The organism is Paenibacillus flagellatus, from assembly GCF_003217775.1.
GTDB lineage: Bacteria > Bacillota > Bacilli > Paenibacillales > NBRC-103111 > Paenibacillus_AB > Paenibacillus_AB flagellatus.
On sequence record NZ_QJVJ01000001.1, the window covers coordinates 1 to 16,133 of the forward strand.

Sequence of the window (16,133 nt, forward strand, 5' to 3'; positions counted from 1 at the left end):
CCCACTCCTTAGCATATGTCTCCCCTCTGAAGCTACTTTGGTCGGTATTTTCAGAGAGATGTATTCTACAGGGGTGGGTCATTTTCATTCCGGCGACGATGGGTCAATTATATCCCGGCGGTGACATGAAAAGATCCCCAGAGATATCGCAGCACAAATCGAGTCACCCAAGCTTCTCAAGACTAATCATAAGATTTTAAAGGCAGAAGAAGTAAACTTGCTTTTGACAGCGGCTAAAGGTGATCCGGCATACTGTCCGATTTATCTCGGCTTAATTTGTGCAATGCGAGAAGCGGAGGTTCTGGGATTGAGGTGGGATGATGTAGATTTCGATAATTACATCATACAGGTAGTTCGAACCCTAGATCACGAGGATGATCATCAGGCAATTACCGATGGCACGAAGACATCTGCCGGTACACGTGCAATAGAAATTGACGACGAAATTGTAGAAGTATTGCTTGCACAAAAACGATTGGTTGAGAAATACAAGGACGTTGCAGGTGAGCTTTATCACGACAACAACCTAGTTTGTCCTACAAGTATTGGAACACCTTGGAACCCAAGTAATTTAAGGCGAAGCTTGTATCGGATTATTCATAAGGCTGGAGTAACCAGAGTTAAGTTCCACGAGCTACGCCATAGTCATGCCAGCATTTCGGTCAAATCTGGAGCCAATATCAAGGCGCTTTCCACTAAGCTCGGACACAGCTCGATTCGAGTCACGTTAGATATGTACTCGCATGTCATACCAGGAATGCAAAGGGAAGGCTTAGCAAAATTCAGGGACGAAATTAATAAAACAAGATCGTAAACACTTATCGCAAAAATAGGAAATAAGTAAAAAAGCCATTTCAGATGAAGTGGCTTTTCTTACGTTATGGAATATCGAATCCTTCTATAGGCTCCGTCGGTTTGAAATATCCCTTTATACAATTCGGGTTTATGACGCAAATTTGAATATGATTCTTTTCCTTAAAGCCCGCACCGGGGTAGAGATCTCTACCTTCAAAGAATACACCTCTTACAGAATCGTACGGCTTTTGTCCAGTCTCCTTGTTGTACTCATGTACAGCTTGGATAACTGCACAATCCAGATAGCGTCTTAGCAGGTCCTTACTCTCATTACCGAAGCCGTACTTATTTTCAGGCATAGGCGTATTCAAATTATTGAGTTTAATTTTGAGTATTTCGTAGCCTCTTCTTAAAACATCCAATGAGCTTTGCTCCAACAAATTCAAGCAATGACCCAAATCAATAATGGCACCAAGAGAGGCAGGCTCTATGATTGGCTTCCTAGATCGATTAGGATAATCCCTTAGCATTTGAGCATAGTCAATAGCACGTTGAGGGTTGTTTTCCCAGAAGTAAATTCCAGGACCAAGCCAGTCATAATCGTTGTCGCTGGAACGCATTTTATCCTCATGAAGCAGTATTCTTTCAGCGACAGCTTTATCGCAGCCATGAAAACCAAGTACAAAATTCGGTAAATTCGAATACATCATTTTTCTTGATATTGCGGCGTAAGCTTACCGTCCTTATCCACAATACCTGCCTTCTGCAAGAACTCTAGGGACTTCCCACGTGGCTCCACACTAATTTTTTTAATGTATTCATCCATACCATCGATGTATTTTTTCATTTCGGCTGTTGTCATGCGATCCACCTCACAAGCTGATCATTTCTTATGTATCCAGTATAACACAAACGAAATAATCCTCCTATGGGTTCCATGTTTAGACTACCCAGATACTAAAAAACCATGCTTACTTACACTGCTCCCACATCGTTATTTTTGGTTATTTTATGTGCTCGGACATTTAATTTTACCGCATGTTACCGGATTGTTACCGTGATATCGAAATTTTGTATTTTAATACAATCAGCCATACATTTTATCCAGCATTCGAACTCTTAAATAAGACAAAATAAAAACCCTCATAAGAGGGTGTAAATTCGGTAGTGGTGGAGACAAGGGGGATCGAACCCCTGACCTCTTGCATGCCATGCAAGCGCTCTCCCAGCTGAGCTATGCCCCCACGTTATACAATCCTTATTCAGTTGACTTCTGCTCTGCCAGTGATGCGCTCTCCCGCATTGGTCGGTTTCACTGCCCCAAATTTCAATGGAATTTAGACTTGACATATTGAATGGCCATCCGAAGAATATGCTTCTATGACAACTCAAGATCCAAAACTTGACGAAGCCACTCAGCCACCTGATGCGGAGCTTCCAAAGGGTATTGATGACCATAGGGGATGAAGGTTGTATCGATGTGCTTGAATCGTTCCGGAATATGATGTGCTGCATCCCGGTCACCCCAATGGATTCGTACTTTTTGGGCGTTCCATAATTCAGGTTTTAGCTGGAAAGACTGGACTTGCGTTAACGCTGACATGACCATTGCATTGGTAGAACGAATGCGGGCCGACTGCAGATCATGAATGACGTAGTTCGAGTAGTGATCCAGTCGTTCGCCGTCCGCGATAAAGTCATTGGCTTTCAGCAGTGTTTTTCTGAACGCGGAGCGAGATATAAGTTTCAAAATCGACCTGGTAACACCTGCAAATTTATATTTGGCATGAATGGGGTGCAGTACGGGCTGCAATAGCAAGAGCTGCCTGATCTGCTGCTCAATTCTTTCCATGACCTTAGCAGCGATAAGTCCGCCGAACGAATGACCAATCAAAATAACAGGGCGATTCAGCTCGTGAATCATTTCGATCACAGCCTCTACGTAGCCGTCCATCAGAGAAGGATGATGATGACGCGGTGAATGACCGAATCCGGGAAGGTCCACCAGCCAAGTATTGACATCATTCAATTGTTTCGCTATTGGAACGAAACAATCGGCCCCGCTGAATGTTCCGTGCAGAAAAATAACCGGTGTACCGTGATTCTCTTTTTCCAACGAAATCAGTTTGGATCTTCTGCGTTGCACGAACCCTTCGCGGTGCTCGGATGAGGGGTGGCTTAACCGGAAATCAAGATCGGCGATTACGTAGGGAAGCGTGGTCGGAACAACGGATGTCCGTACCCCGTTCTTGCGCTCAAGTTCAAACTTCGAGGTAACCGGGAATTCCGATTTCACGAGAAAATTCATCGATTCTTTGGGAATTCCCAATCGCTTGCCGATGCCAAGTCTTAATAAAGACTTCAACAAAGCAAGCGGAATTGTGCCGAAAGGCGGCGCCACTCGCATCTCTATCGCAATTTGCCGGATCAATGAACGGATCGACGGACTATCCTGCTTGGGATCCAATAAAAAATACGTATTACTCGCAAGCTCCTTGGTTTGCACTAAGTTAACAATGAATGATGCGACATGATCAATATGTACCATCGGCAGCCAGTAGTCCTTGCCTCCTGGAACGAGTGGCATAAGATTCCTTCTCACAGCATCTACCAGTATACTAAGACCGCCAATCTGCTCCGTAATTCCCGAGTAAGAATGGCCGATGACGGTACTGGGATTAACCGTGGACAGTGGAATGCCTAACGGTTTTAGTGCTTTTCGAATATAGGAGTCCGCTTGAAATTTCATCTTCTCATACGGGGGAGCTTTCTCAAGAACGGCATCCAGATTGTGAGTAGCATTTTGCTCGTTATATGGACTCATATAGCCAACAACGTGAATGAATTGCTTCAATCCTTTCTTCATATGGATTTTTTCGGAAAGTTCGGCCAATTCGATGGCAGGATTAAGAAAAGCTTGCTCTGCCTCAGTCTGGCTTAACTCAATATTCATCGGACCGCCCGCATGAACGATGATATCGGAATTTTGTATTCGTTTGTAATCGTTCGCGGATAGCCCTAATTTCGGTTTCGACAAATCTCCTATTACTGCAGTAACGTGTTGCGCCTCAAGCAAATGTAACCGCCCGAGGGTATGCTGAAAGCGATCAAGACTTCGCACGAGTACAATAATGTCGTGATGTTTGGATATTAACTCGGCAAGAATATGGCTACCGATATAACCCGTCCCGCCAGTCAGGAATATTTTCAATTGAATCATCTGCCTTTCGATTTATTTAATAGTACTGAATAGTGCTAGTCGGTGCAAAAAAAATGACTTAAGCAACTAATCACTTAAGCATCGAAGCAAAAGCTTGAATAAGATTCTGAACTAGCATTGGATTGTTGGTGGCCTTGGTTAGGAATAGAGCTCCTTCGATGGAGGTGACAATCAATGCCGCTGTCTCATGGACGGGCAGATTCCGGCTCAATTCTTTCTTTTCTATGCCTTCTTCCAGCAGCTTCTCAACAACTTGTAGTTGTTTATCGAAGAATGCTTTTATTTTAGCTCTCGCTTCCGAAGAGGAATGGGAAGTCTGCGTATAAAGTGTCAGGAACGGACATCCACCAACATAATCGATTTGTTCATTATCCTCCGTGAGGATTCGAAATAATCGCTCCATTTTTGCAGAAATGGACATGTCTTGCGTCAAGGTACGGGATATTCGTTCTTCATACCGCGAGATCAATTGGTCGACAATTGCTAACAAAAGCTCCTCCTTACTTTTATAGTGGTAATAAATGTTGGTTTTTGAAACTTTGCTGAGGGCAACAATTTCGTCCATGCTTGTCACTTGAAACCCTTTTGTTAGAAATAAGGTCGATGCGGTCTGCAGGACGATATCTTTGTTTGAAATGCTTGATCTTTTGTTTGTCATATTGCTACTATACAGTACTAAAATATGCATGTCAACCCCCGGATGTGATAGGAAATGATGCTCGAACATTATGGGGTTCGCTCTTTCGCCAACAACATTGCCAAATCAAAAAACACGCCGGATTGGCGTGTTTGAAGTTTATGTATGACGGAGCCAAGGGGGATGTTTCAATTTCTGATTGAACTTGCTGACGAAGCCTATTCGACGAGGACAACCTTAGCGGTAGATTTCGTTGCCGCCTCCTCCGCTTCGCTGCGGAGTGCGTACTGAACCCCTTGCAGGGGTTCGCTCCCCCACAAAACCATAAAAAAGAAAGCCGCCCGTAGGCGACTTTCTTTTTTTATGGAGCCTAGGGGGATAACGAAATCCCAGATTGAATCTTACAAGGATGAACTTTCACCGATGCAGATCGCAGCGGTAGATTTCGTTGCCGCCTCCTCCGCTTCGCTGCGGAGTGCGTACTGAACCCCTTGCAGGGGTTCGCTCCCCAGCTCAAAACAAAAACACCGACCAATCGGTCGGTGTTTGGTTATGGAGCCTAGGGGGATAACGAAATCCCAGATTGAATCTTACAGGGATGAACTTTCACCGATGCAGATCGCAGCGGTAGATTTCGTTGCCGCCTCCTCCGCTTCGCTGCGGAGGGCGTACTGAACCCCTTGCAGGGGTTCGCTCCCCAGCTCAAAACAAAAACACCGACCAATCGGTCGGTGTTTGGTTATGGAGCCTAGGGGGATAACGAAATCCAGATTAAATCATACAAGGATGAACTTTCACCGATGCAGATCGCAGCGGTAGATTTCGTTGCCGCCTCCTCCGCTTCGCTGCGGAGTGCGTACTGAACCCCTTGCAGGGGTTCGCTCCCCCACAAAACCATAAAAAAGAAAGCCGCCCGTAGGCGGCTTTCTTTTTTATGGAGCCTAGGGGGATCGAACCCCTGACCTCATCGCTGCCAGCGATGCGCTCTCCCAGCTGAGCTAAGGCCCCTCGAAGTGACTTTTACAGTATACAACATTCGTCCAAGCTTTTGCAACTGGTTGCCGAGAAAAAAATTTGCGCCCTTCGGCGCAGGCCGGACCGCACGCTTTACCGCCTGCGGCCCTTCGGTTTCGCGAACGCGTTCGCGTCACCAAAAATACTTTTTGTACAGCCAGCTGCCGATGTAGACGACCGCGCCGAGCACCAAATTCATCCACCCCGAAATTGCGGCGGCGCGGCGTTCCTTCGGCATCCGGTTATCCTTGTAATGACGCACGTCGAACGATACGATGAAAAGCCCCGAGGCCAAGAACAGAAAGACGATGTAATTCAAATAGCCGATGTAGCTGTTGGCGTTCATCAGAAGGCATGCCTCCTTTGGCCGCTATCTCGTCTTGCCGCCGATCCGGCGGATATTGAAGCTGACGTCCAGCTTCACTTCGACGTCCTTGTACATGTCTTCCCAATTTTGCTTCGTGCGGATATGCTTGCTCCAATAAAACGGCTTTTTCGCCCGGACATACTCGCCGAAGCCGAAAATGTCCGATCCTTTTTCCTGGGTTTTGCGAATGAGCTCCTCATACCCCTTTTTGCCGTCTACGGTTAGCGCCTTCTCGATTTGCTGGATGACGCTTCGGTTCAATTGGACGGCCTCGTTCGATTTCTCGAGCAAATTGCCTTCGTTATGGACTTTCACATGAAACTCCGGCTTGCCGTTGCGGATCAGGACGTCGATGCGCGAGGTGCGGTGCGTCACCTGGTACAAGACGGACGTATCGGTCCCGGGGATTTTCACCATGACGCCGTAGCCGCCGGCATGCAGCCCCTTGATCCCCATATAGGCGCCGATTTCAAGCGGCTCCGTTTTGCCGACCATTTTGTCCGAACGGAAGTAGGCCAGTCCGGCGATTTCGATGCTGCCGTTCCCGACGAGCCGGACATACGGCAGGAACGGCTCCATGCCCTTCGCGGAGGATCCCGACCAATACGTCCCGGCGAAAGCGTTCGGCAGCTTGCCCATTTGGACGGAGTGATCCATCGTATTGAGCAAATACAAAATCGGCACACGCTCGAGCTGGGGGACCAGCTTCATCAGCTTCCCCGCTTCTCCGTCGGAGATCACCATCCACGTCGTACGCCGTACTTCCGGATTGCGCCGCAAATATTCGTTGATGTTGGTCAACCCCATCTCGGCCACCTCCTTCGAGATGACGATGACCCGCAGATGCCCCCAGAACAGCCGGTCCGCCACTTCCTGCTGCAAATTCATGAACGCGTCGTCGATCGTATGTCCGACGACGTTCAGCACCCAGACGGGCTTCTGCCCCGGCTTCGAGCCGCCGCCGGCATCGCTGGGCCCGAGCGGAATGCGCCCGGGAACGGCGATTTGCACAGTCAACCGGATGAGCGGCAGGTTCGGTTTCGGAAACGCTTCGTCGACGTGGGTTATATTGCTTTCCTTCTTCGTCTCGCTCAACTCCGCCTTATCGATGCCGATCCCGAGGACGACGGCCCGCTCCTCGATTTCGAGCCGGTCCCAGCAGCCGGACAGCAGCGTCGCCGCGATCGACCAGACGACCGCCGCTGCACACGCTCTACGCCATCGGACTTGAACCGCCCGCCTCTTTCGACGTCGACGAATCTCGCTCATCGGAGCCCCCTCCCTTTCTCCGCGCGTAGGAGACGATCAGAAGCAGCAGCGGATAAACGATCGTCAAGAACAACCCGATCCGTCCGACCTTCGCGATCACCTCGTACATATGGAGAACGTTTTTCGGATACATGGCCATGACGAAAATGTACGGAAGCAGCATCATCGAAAACATCTTGTGGTCCTTCAGCCGGATCAGCTGGCTGATCGAATGAATCGTGAAGTAATACGTCGAGAACAGCGTCGTGAACACCGCGGTCACCCATATCGCCAGAAAAGCGGCGTCCAGCCGTTCCAAAATGTTCGCCGGCAGCGACGTCACCTTCGCGAGCTCGAGTGTCGGCCAGAGCAGCTTCTTCGTCTCCTCCGGCCCGAATACGGCCATCGTCGCCGTTACGATCAGCACGTAGACGCCGCCGGCGATGCCGAGCCCCCACATGGACGCTCTCATCGCTCTCGCCGGATTGCGCATCGCCGGGATGACCATCGTCATGACGAACGCGGCTTGGAACAGCGCCGCAATCGTCAGCATGCCCGGCACGAAGCCGCTCATCCCTTCCCCCCAGACGGGCTGGAGGAATAGCGCATTGGCGTTTTTGAGCGACAGCACGATGATCAGCAAGCTCGGGAACAACAGAACCGGAAAATAAAAATGATGAATGTAGGCGAATACCGTGATGCTGTTGCGCGTCGACATGGCGGCGAGCAGCAGCATGACGATGACGGTCACGTCGAGCGGCGTTTTTTTCAAAACGGACGTGACGACGACTTCGCCGAATTCGCGGGCGGCAAGCGCAGTCAGCAGCGCGAAAAACACGATGATGCACACGCTCCCGATCCGGGCCGGCCATTTTCCGATCAGCTCCTCGCTGTACCGCACGATCGATTTGTCCGGGAAGCGCTGTCCGAGCTTCGTAATGACGAAAAGCCCGAAGAGGGCGACAAGCCCTCCGAGCGCCGTGACAAGGGGGCCGCCGGTGCTGGCCGCTTGGGCGGCGAATAGCGGCAGCGGGAGAACCCCGACGCCGATAATCGTGCTAATGAGAATGATCGCCGCCTGAATCGCCGTGATTTGCCGTCGAGTGTCCATCCCGTCTCCCTCCCGTTTCGTTTCCCGCCGTCAGCGGATCGAGCGTATTTTGTTTGGTGCGCTCCAGCTCCTCCACCTGATCCTTGGACACCCTCGCGTCGTTCCCCGGATGAAGCATCGGCGGCCTCCGTCTCATCCACCAGAGCGGCGAGCGGATGACGGTATCCTTCATCCCTTGGAAGTTGCCCGGCACGATCGGGGTCATGTACGGAATGCCGAACGATTTCAGCGACAGCATATGGTTCGCGATCAAAATAAGACCGACCATGACGCCGTAAAGTCCGAACATCCCCGCCAAAATGATGAGCGGAAACCGAAGCAGACGGAGCGCCAGCGCCGCGTTGTAAGCCGGTGTCGCGAACGAGCCGATCGTCGTGAGCGCGATGACGACGACGGTGATCGGGCTGACGAAGCCGGCCGCGACGGCCGCTTGGCCGACGACGAGCACGCCGACGATCGACAAGGCGCCGCCGACTTGCTGAGGCAGCCGAATCGTCGCCTCCCGCAGCACCTCCATCGATACCTCCATGATGAGCACTTCGACAACGGAAGGGAACGGCACGCCCGCCCGTCCGCCGGCGACGGCTACCGCGAACTCGGTCGGAATGAGCTCGGGATTGAAGGAGATGATCGCCACGTACAGCGAAGGGAAGACGAGCGAGAACAGCAGCGCCAATAGGCGGGCGAGCCGGATAAAGCTGACGAGCAAAAACCGCTCGGAGTAATCCTCGCTCGTCTGGTAAAACTGGCTGAACACAGCCGGTACGACCAGCGCGATCGGCGAGCCGTCCACCATCAGAATGACGCGGCCTTCGAGCAGGTTCGCGACGGCTTTGTCGGGCCGCTCCGTCAGTTGAACTTGCGGGAACGGCGAATAATGGTTGTCCTCGATGAACTGCTCCAAGTAGCCGGAGTCGAGAATGCCGTCCATGTCGATCAGCGACAGCCGCCTCATGACTTCCTCCACGAGCGACGGGTTCACGATGCCGTCCACGTAGCAGACGGCGATGGTCGAGCGCGTATACCGTCCGAGCTTCATCGTCCGGATTCGCAAATCCGGGGACTGCAGCCGGTACCGGATCAAGGAAACGTTCGTCGACAGCATCTCGATAAACCCTTCCCGGGGGCCGCGGATGACCTGCTCCGTCTCCGGCTGGTTGATCGAGCGCTTGTCGACGTTGCGGGTGCCGAACACGAACGCTTCGGCTATGCCTTCGATATGAACGACGGTGCAGCCGTTCAACACCTTTTCGAGCAGACCGGCCAGCTTGTCCTCGATCTCCCCGTCGCCGGCGAATAAAATATCGTTTGTCAGCAGCTCGCGAAGACGGTCGCCCCGAACCGGCGCCTCGTCGATGCGGTTGCCGATCGACATGAGCGATTTGACGATTTCCTTTTGCGCGCCGTCCGTCATATGGACGAAATAAAACAAAACGGCGGGAACGTCCCCCATGACGTGAAACCGGCGCACGATAAAATCGTCGTTCGGACCGAGCCGCTCTTCCATGAAAGCGATCGTCTCCTCGACGTTTTCCGTCAGTTTGCGGCCCTCGAGCTCGTCGAGCAGCGAGCCGGTCGGCCGGTGGCGGGAGGTACCGGATACGCGTTTTTTTTGTTTTTTCCAAGGCAGCCTGAGCATCGGAGCGCCTCCATTCTAACGGAATTCCATGCCCGACCATGGAAAAGGATAGCTCTCGTTAGTATGGGGACGGGGCCCGCCGCCTTATGCACGAATAAGGAAAAACAAACAAAAAAAGAAAGCTTCCGATAGGAAGCTTTCATAAGCGGTCCAGCCTTTCTTCCAGTTCCGTCTTGTCGAAATGTTCGCCGATAAAGACGGCCACGTCCGGTACGTCTCCCTGCGGAGCGATCTTCATCAGGTCCAGCTGCTTATACGCGTATTGGAACATGAACCTCGAAGACGTGTCCGTAAATGAAAGAATGCCTTTGGCGCGATAGACGCCGTCGGGCAGCGAAGCCATCATCGCCTCGAACGACTCGCTGTCGATCGGGCCGTCGAAGTAGCGGGTGAGCGCCATAACGTGCTCGTGCGTATGATGCGCGCGACCCGGCTCGTGCGGATGCCCGCATTCGCACGACGGCGTTGACGCGACGCTGCCGGAAGCGTCTTCCCCGTTCTGTTCTCTCCGGCCCCGGCCGGCGTTCTCCAGCTCCGCGATCGGGATATTCGCCGCAACCGTGCGATGAATCGGCGCGAAGCCGTTCCATTCGCGGATCGTCCGCTCCAGCTCGTCCGCATCCGCTTCGGACAGCAGGTCGGTCTTGTTCAGCAGCAGCACGGTGGCGCACCGGGTTTGCTCCCGCATGAGCCGGAACGTCGCTCCCTTGCTCTTCGCCGCCTGCTCCCGCAGGTGAGGCGCGTCGACGACGGTCACGACCTGCTTCAGCTCGACCCGCGTCAGCATCGAGGCGTCGGTGATCGCGTCGATGATGTCGAGCGGATTCGCCGCACCCGTCGATTCGATCAGCAGCACGTCCGGATCGTGCTCGTCCAGCAGCTTCAGCATCTCCATCCCGAGATCGCCCCGTACGGTGCAGCAGATGCAGCCGCCCAGCATTTCCGCCATCTTGACTTCTCCGCCGAGCTGCATGCCGTCCAAGTTGACGTCGCCCAGCTCGTTCATGACGACGGCCGGCTTTCGTCCGTCCGCCTCGGCGGCTAGCAGCCATCGTTTCAGCAAAGTCGTCTTGCCGCTGCCCAAAAAACCGGACAGCACGTAGACCGGAACGGTCTCCTCGCGCCGCTTCATCTATATCGTCTCCCGTCGTTTATTCGAAATAATGATTCCGTTACCCACTGTAAAGGATATTCCGCGGCAATGTCAAACCAACAACTGGAGGGTATCCGCCAACTTCGTTCGGGCACGATACGGAATAGAGGAGGGACATCCGATGGACAAAAGCGAAATCGAAAAGCTGGAGCCGAAATATACCGGCAATACCCGCCATCTGACCGAAGGCGAGGCGTACGCGATCCGAAACGATCCGAGCTTTGAAGGCGACGACGACGGCATTCTGGAAGACATCCCCGCCGTCATGCTGACCGGAATCGGCAATACGCGGACGGACTGATCCTTTTCCCGCCCAACGTAAAAAAGAGCCGCGTTCGGCTCTTTTTTGTTTGACCGCTGCCGGGTCGTCATGGCTTGGAGGGAGGGTCGGTATGCTTGCCGAGCAGCTGCGTCAATTCCTTCATGAACATATTGATGTCCTTGAACTGGCGATAGACCGACGCGAACCGGACGTAGGCGACTTCGTCGACCGGGTACAGCTGCTCCATGACGAGCTCTCCGATATCGCGGCTCGCTACTTCGGCGTGCGCTTGGCTGCGCATTTCCTTCTCGACTTCCGATACGATCGCTTCGAGCTGCTCGACCGACACGGGCCGTTTCTCGCATGCCCGGATCAGTCCCCGGAGCATCTTGTCCCGGCTGAATTCCTCGCGGCTGCCGTCTTTCTTGATCACGATCAGCGGCGTCTCCTCGACCATCTCGAAGGTGGTAAACCGTCGCTGGCATTTCTCGCACTCGCGGCGGCGCCGGATCGATTTGTTGTCGTTCGCCGGTCGGGAATCGAGCACTTTCGTTCCGGAATAATCGCAAAAAGGGCATTTCAAGACGGTTTCCCTCCAATCCACCTTTACCATACAATCCCTGTAATGAACTACCGAATTCCGCACATAATACAATTACAATCGACAAGGAGGTGAAACAACATGGCAGCAGGACAATCCCGTTCCAGCAACCAGCTTGTCGTTCCTCAAGCGAACCAAGCTCTGGACCAACTGAAATTCGAAGTCGCTCAAGAGTTGGGCATTGCGATCCCGCAAGACGGTTATATGGGCAACATGGCTACTCGCGACGCCGGTGCGATCGGAGGCCACATCACCCGCCGTTTGGTTCAAATCGCCGAGCAACAACTTGCCGGCCAAGCTCGCTAATGAAGCTATGATACATGAGAAGTGCTGGATAAGCTTCCCTTGCCGGAGGCTTGTCCGGCACTTCTTTTCGTTAATCGCTATCGATCGCCTTGTATCCGAACGCCGGACGCGATACGGGCATTATGCCGCAGGAAACCGGTCCGCGTAAAGCTTGGCGTATTTGTCGTAGTAGTAGAGCACGCGCTGGACGTAATGTCTCGTTTCGCCGAACGGGATTTGGTCGATCCCTTTGAGGGTGCCGTCCCACGTCCCGCTGTCCAGCCATTTGCGAGCGTTGCCGGGGCCCGCGTTGTACGCGGCCAGCACGGCGATCCGATTGTCGTCGAATTGATTATACAACGAATTCAAGTACCAGGCACCTACTTCGATATTGACGTCCGCCCGATGAAGCGATTTCGACGTCTCTTCCGCATAGCCGGCCCGCTTTACGATCCAATCGGCCGTGTCGGGCATCAGCTGCATAAGCCCGATCGCTCCTTTTTTGGACGTCTTGTCCGGATTGAAGTTCGTCTCCACCCGGATGATGGCGGCGATCAGGAACGGATCGACACCGTAATTTTTGGCGCTGACGGCGATATCCTGCTCGAAGCGGATCGGGTACAGCCATTTCCCGAGCCACTCCGAATTGTAAAACAACAATCCGAGAAAGAAAACGAACAGCAGCGCGAAAACGCGCTTTTTCCGCAATACGTTCATTCCATTCCCTTTCGTTTGCAAAATTCGTTCACTTGTCGATCGGTTTCCTCCAACGTTCCGCTGTTGTCGATGATCGTCCCGGCCAACGCCCGCTTCTCGTCGATCGGCATCTGGGACGCGATGCGGCTCTCCGCCTCCTCCGCCGTCAGCCCGTCTCGATCCCGAAGGCGGACGAGCTGCAGCTCTTGCGGTATGTAGACGAGCACCGTCTCCTCGAACATCGCCTCCAGCTTCGATTCGAACAGGAGCGGGACGTCGACGACGACCAGCTTGTCCGGCGTCTCGAGCTCGGCCCGATGCATCCGCTCGCGCATGAGCGCCCGGATTCGCGGATGAAGAATCGCCTCCAGCTCCTTGCGCGCCGCGGCGTCCCGGAAGACGATGTCGCCGAGCGCCTTCCGGTTCAAGCTCCCGTCCGGCTGAAGGATGCCGGGGCCGAACCGCTCGGCGACGAGGCCGAGCGCGGGGCTGCCGGGAAGCACGACTTCCCGGGCGATCCGATCGGCGTCGATCAGCGCCGCTCCGCGGCGGACGAACATGGCGGCTACCGTGCTTTTGCCGCAGGCGATGCCTCCGGTCAATCCGATATTCATAGTCGCACCCCGACCTTTACATCAGTTTCATAATACCCATGACGATCAAAATGCAGCCCGGCAGCACCGACAATCGCTGCAGCCATCGCGTATCGGCGTAAGCCAGGCCGACGCGCAAGCCGCTTGCGATGAACAGCCCGCTCGCAAGCGCGATAACCGAGGCGGTCACGACCGGCGCGAAGCCGATAAACGCCGCCCCGATGCCGGCGCCGAACGCGTCCAGCGACAGCGCCGTGCCGAGCAGAACCGCCTCCGACGACGATATGTAGCCCGACCGGTCCACGTCGGCGAGCGAGGGCTTCCGCAATATTTCGATGACGAGCCCGAGCCGTTTCATCTCGATGCGCAGCACGGTGCGGATGCCGCCGGAGCCGGAGTCCGCGGACGGCGGGGCTTCCGTACGGACGGCGTCCGCTTCCGTTACCGTTCCGTTTTCGTGCCGCTGCCTCCACATTTGCACGATGGCCCATGCGCCGATGCCGATCAGGATGACCGCGCCGGTCGCCTTGGCGACGGACGGCGGCATGAACTTGGCGGCGAAGGCGCCGATCTGCATCGAGCCGTAGATGACCAAGCCCGAGCAAACCGATATGATGGCGATCGAAACGAGCGGAATGCGGATTTTGCGAAGTCCGTACATGACGCCGACGCCGAAGCCGTCCAAGCTGACGGCAAGCGCCAAAATCGCGAGCGAAAGAAAAGGCAGCATCAAACACCCTCCTGTTCCCAAAGCCTCGTATTCCGACGACCGTCGTCGATACGATCATCCTATGAAGCTTTGCGCGAATGGGTGCCAACGCTGCGGTATTCAGACGCCGGTTCGGGCCGCGCCGGAGCGCTTGCCTTTCGGCTTTTGGCATTGCGGACAAAAGTGGGTGCCGCGGCCGCCGACGACCGTCTTCACGATCGCCCCGCCGCACCGATGACAGGGCTCGCCCTTCCGGCCGTAGGCGGACAGCTGCTGCTGGAACATGCCCATCTCGCCTTGTCCGTTCACGTACGATTTGATCGACGAGCCACCGGCGTCGACCGCCTCCCGCAGCGTCGTCACGATCGCCTCGTGCAGCGCGCGAAGCTCTTTGCGCGACAGCGAATCGGCCGGGCGCTCCGGATGGATGCCCGCTTTATGCAGCGCCTCGTCGACATAAATATTGCCGAGTCCGGCGATATATTCCTGGTTAAGCAGCAAAGGCTTGATTTTGGTCGTTTTATCGGCCACGACCGCCGCGAACGCCTCGAAGCCGAACGACTCGTCCAACGGCTCGAGTCCGAGCTTGGCCAAAGGCGGCTGAACCAAATCGTCGCCGGGATCGAACAGATGCATCGTCCCGAACTGGCGGACGTCCTTGTACCGCAGCTCGGTGCCGTCCGTAAACCGGAACGTAACATGGGTATGTTTTTCCACCGGCTCATCGGCTTTATACACCCCGTATCGGCCCTCCATCCGCAAATGGGAGACGAGCACGAGGCCGTCCAGCAGAAGCCGCAAAAATTTGCCGCGCCGCTCCACCGCCCGGATCGTCCGTCCTTCGAGCATCGCTTCGAACGCGGCGATATCGTCGGGACGCTGGATGATCCGCGGCAACCGGACGGTAACGGCTTCGATCGTCTTGCCGGCGACCAGCCGCTCGAGCGTGCGCCGTACCGTTTCCACCTCCGGCAATTCCGGCATGCGAATCCCCTCCCGTCTAGTCGTATGGGCTCTCTTCGAGTTTAACCAATCTTCGCCGATTTGTCATCCGAAGGCATCCTTCGCCGGAACGTCAATTCATCGGAAGCTGACGGTCGGCGCCGTCCCGGCCGACCTGCCGGTATACCGGGATGTTCAGGTTCAGCGCGACGGCGATCATCCTCGCCGCGAAGGTGACGAACAGGCTGATGTACAGCGAGGCGGTCGTCGACAGCGCGGAGGAGGCGAGCAGGAAGCTGACGGCCCCCAATATCGACGCGAGCGCGTAAATTTCTTTTTTGAACACGTACGGTATTTCTTTGGAAAAGACGTCGCGCAGGATGCCTCCGCCGATTCCGGTCAACAGCCCCATCGAGACGACCAGGAACGAATTGTCGTAATACGACATCGCCGTGCTGGAGCCGACCGCCGTAAAGACGCCGAGCCCGATCGCGTCGCATACCGTAAGGATGTGGTTCAGCCTGCGGATGAGCCGGTAAAACGTCCACGTGACCAGCCCCGCCGCCAAGCTGACGAAAAACGGAGTCGCGTCGAGAAAGGCGGCCGGCGGCACGCGGCCGATCAAAACGTCGCGGATGACGCCGCCGCCGAGCGAGGTCGTGACGCACAGGCTGACGACGCCGAACAGGTCGAGCTCCTTCTTGATGCCGACCAAGGCGCCCGAAATGCCGGCGGCCACGACGCCCAAATAGACGAACAAATCGATTAAAGCCATAACAGACGATGTCCTTTCCGCGTAACCCTGCAGGCGCGTGGCGTAGATGAAAAAAAGGGAGGCCGAACCGGGACGCTCCTCCCGGT

General features: G+C 54.5%; 18 protein-coding genes and 2 tRNA genes. 3 read left to right on the forward strand and 17 right to left on the reverse strand.

The window, feature by feature from the left end:
* Nucleotides 1-193: 193 nt before the first annotated feature.
* Entirely contained in the window at nt 194-814 is a 621-nt protein-coding gene (locus DLM86_RS00005; protein ID WP_281272073.1) for a site-specific integrase, read from the forward strand.
* Nucleotides 815-878: 64 nt separating this feature from the next.
* On the opposite strand, the gene DLM86_RS00010 is transcribed toward DLM86_RS00005, so the two are convergent.
* The 11 genes from DLM86_RS00010 to DLM86_RS00055 form a co-directional block, all read right to left on the reverse strand.
* Nucleotides 879-1,502: a hypothetical protein gene (locus DLM86_RS00010; RefSeq protein WP_110837918.1), complete on the reverse strand. Its 624-nt coding sequence runs from the start codon at nt 1,500-1,502 to the stop codon at nt 879-881.
* The gene (locus DLM86_RS31910) at nt 1,502-1,657 is read right to left on the reverse strand and encodes a hypothetical protein (protein ID WP_158289243.1); all 156 of its coding nucleotides are present in this window, start codon (nt 1,655-1,657) and stop codon (nt 1,502-1,504) included. The genes DLM86_RS00010 and DLM86_RS31910 overlap by 1 nt, the downstream gene beginning before the upstream one ends.
* Before the next feature lie 306 nt (nt 1,658-1,963).
* Nucleotides 1,964-2,039: transfer RNA gene (locus tag DLM86_RS00015), tRNA-Ala, on the reverse strand.
* A 134-nt stretch (nt 2,040-2,173) separates the two neighbouring features.
* Nucleotides 2,174-4,015, reverse strand: coding sequence for an alpha/beta fold hydrolase (locus DLM86_RS00020; RefSeq protein ID WP_245954271.1), 1,842 nt, complete (start codon nt 4,013-4,015; stop codon nt 2,174-2,176).
* A 70-nt stretch (nt 4,016-4,085) separates the two neighbouring features.
* Nucleotides 4,086-4,703 (reverse strand): TetR/AcrR family transcriptional regulator, encoded by a 618-nt coding sequence (locus tag DLM86_RS00025; protein WP_245954272.1) that lies wholly within the window; start codon nt 4,701-4,703, stop codon nt 4,086-4,088.
* 884 nt (nt 4,704-5,587) lie between these two features.
* Nucleotides 5,588-5,660, reverse strand: a tRNA-Ala gene (locus tag DLM86_RS00030).
* Between the two features lie 139 nt (nt 5,661-5,799).
* The gene (locus tag DLM86_RS00035) at nt 5,800-6,012 is read right to left on the reverse strand and encodes a CLC_0170 family protein (RefSeq protein ID WP_110837919.1); all 213 of its coding nucleotides are present in this window, start codon (nt 6,010-6,012) and stop codon (nt 5,800-5,802) included.
* A 24-nt stretch (nt 6,013-6,036) separates the two neighbouring features.
* Nucleotides 6,037-7,302, reverse strand: a complete 1,266-nt coding sequence (locus DLM86_RS00040; RefSeq protein ID WP_110837920.1) for a Ger(x)C family spore germination protein — start codon at nt 7,300-7,302, stop codon at nt 6,037-6,039.
* Nucleotides 7,247-8,392: a GerAB/ArcD/ProY family transporter gene (locus DLM86_RS00045; protein WP_110837921.1), complete on the reverse strand. Its 1,146-nt coding sequence runs from the start codon at nt 8,390-8,392 to the stop codon at nt 7,247-7,249. Before DLM86_RS00045 ends, DLM86_RS00040 begins: the two co-directional genes overlap by 56 nt.
* On the reverse strand, nt 8,340-10,031 hold the full coding sequence (locus DLM86_RS00050; protein WP_110837922.1) for a spore germination protein: 1,692 nt from the start codon (nt 10,029-10,031) through the stop codon (nt 8,340-8,342). Before DLM86_RS00050 ends, DLM86_RS00045 begins: the two co-directional genes overlap by 53 nt.
* Nucleotides 10,032-10,170: 139 nt before the next feature.
* The gene (locus DLM86_RS00055; protein WP_110837923.1) at nt 10,171-11,163 is read right to left on the reverse strand and encodes a CobW family GTP-binding protein; all 993 of its coding nucleotides are present in this window, start codon (nt 11,161-11,163) and stop codon (nt 10,171-10,173) included.
* A gap of 142 nt (nt 11,164-11,305) precedes the next feature.
* On the opposite strand from DLM86_RS00055, the gene DLM86_RS00060 reads away from it, so the two are divergent.
* A complete protein-coding gene (locus DLM86_RS00060) occupies nt 11,306-11,485 on the forward strand; it encodes a hypothetical protein (RefSeq protein WP_110837924.1) in 180 nt (59 codons plus the stop codon).
* 67 nt (nt 11,486-11,552) lie between these two features.
* Here DLM86_RS00060 and nrdR read toward each other — a convergent pair whose 3' ends face one another.
* Nucleotides 11,553-12,029 carry a transcriptional regulator NrdR gene (gene nrdR, locus DLM86_RS00065; protein ID WP_110837925.1) on the reverse strand — a complete coding sequence of 159 codons (477 nt, stop codon included), beginning with the start codon at nt 12,027-12,029 and terminating at the stop codon, nt 11,553-11,555.
* Between the two features lie 99 nt (nt 12,030-12,128).
* On the opposite strand from nrdR, the gene DLM86_RS00070 reads away from it, so the two are divergent.
* Nucleotides 12,129-12,353 (forward strand): alpha/beta-type small acid-soluble spore protein, encoded by a 225-nt coding sequence (locus DLM86_RS00070; RefSeq protein WP_110837926.1) that lies wholly within the window; start codon nt 12,129-12,131, stop codon nt 12,351-12,353.
* 120 nt (nt 12,354-12,473) lie between these two features.
* Here the strand turns inward: DLM86_RS00070 and DLM86_RS00075 are convergent, their stop codons facing one another.
* The 5 genes from DLM86_RS00075 to DLM86_RS00095 all read right to left on the reverse strand — a co-directional run bounded on the left by DLM86_RS00075 (nt 12,474) and on the right by DLM86_RS00095 (nt 16,047).
* Nucleotides 12,474-13,049, reverse strand: a complete 576-nt coding sequence (locus DLM86_RS00075; protein WP_110837927.1) for a lytic transglycosylase domain-containing protein — start codon at nt 13,047-13,049, stop codon at nt 12,474-12,476.
* Nucleotides 13,046-13,642: a dephospho-CoA kinase gene (gene coaE, locus DLM86_RS00080; protein WP_110837928.1), complete on the reverse strand. Its 597-nt coding sequence runs from the start codon at nt 13,640-13,642 to the stop codon at nt 13,046-13,048. Before coaE ends, DLM86_RS00075 begins: the two co-directional genes overlap by 4 nt.
* A 16-nt stretch (nt 13,643-13,658) precedes the next feature.
* A complete protein-coding gene (gene ytaF / locus DLM86_RS00085) occupies nt 13,659-14,351 on the reverse strand; it encodes a sporulation membrane protein YtaF (protein WP_110837929.1) in 693 nt (230 codons plus the stop codon).
* A gap of 99 nt (nt 14,352-14,450) precedes the next feature.
* A complete protein-coding gene (gene mutM, locus DLM86_RS00090; protein WP_110837930.1) occupies nt 14,451-15,314 on the reverse strand; it encodes a DNA-formamidopyrimidine glycosylase in 864 nt (287 codons plus the stop codon).
* A 91-nt stretch (nt 15,315-15,405) separates the two neighbouring features.
* Complete coding sequence (locus tag DLM86_RS00095; RefSeq protein WP_110837931.1) at nt 15,406-16,047, reverse strand: trimeric intracellular cation channel family protein; 642 nt, start codon at nt 16,045-16,047, stop codon at nt 15,406-15,408.
* Between the last annotated feature and the right edge of the window lie 86 nt (nt 16,048-16,133).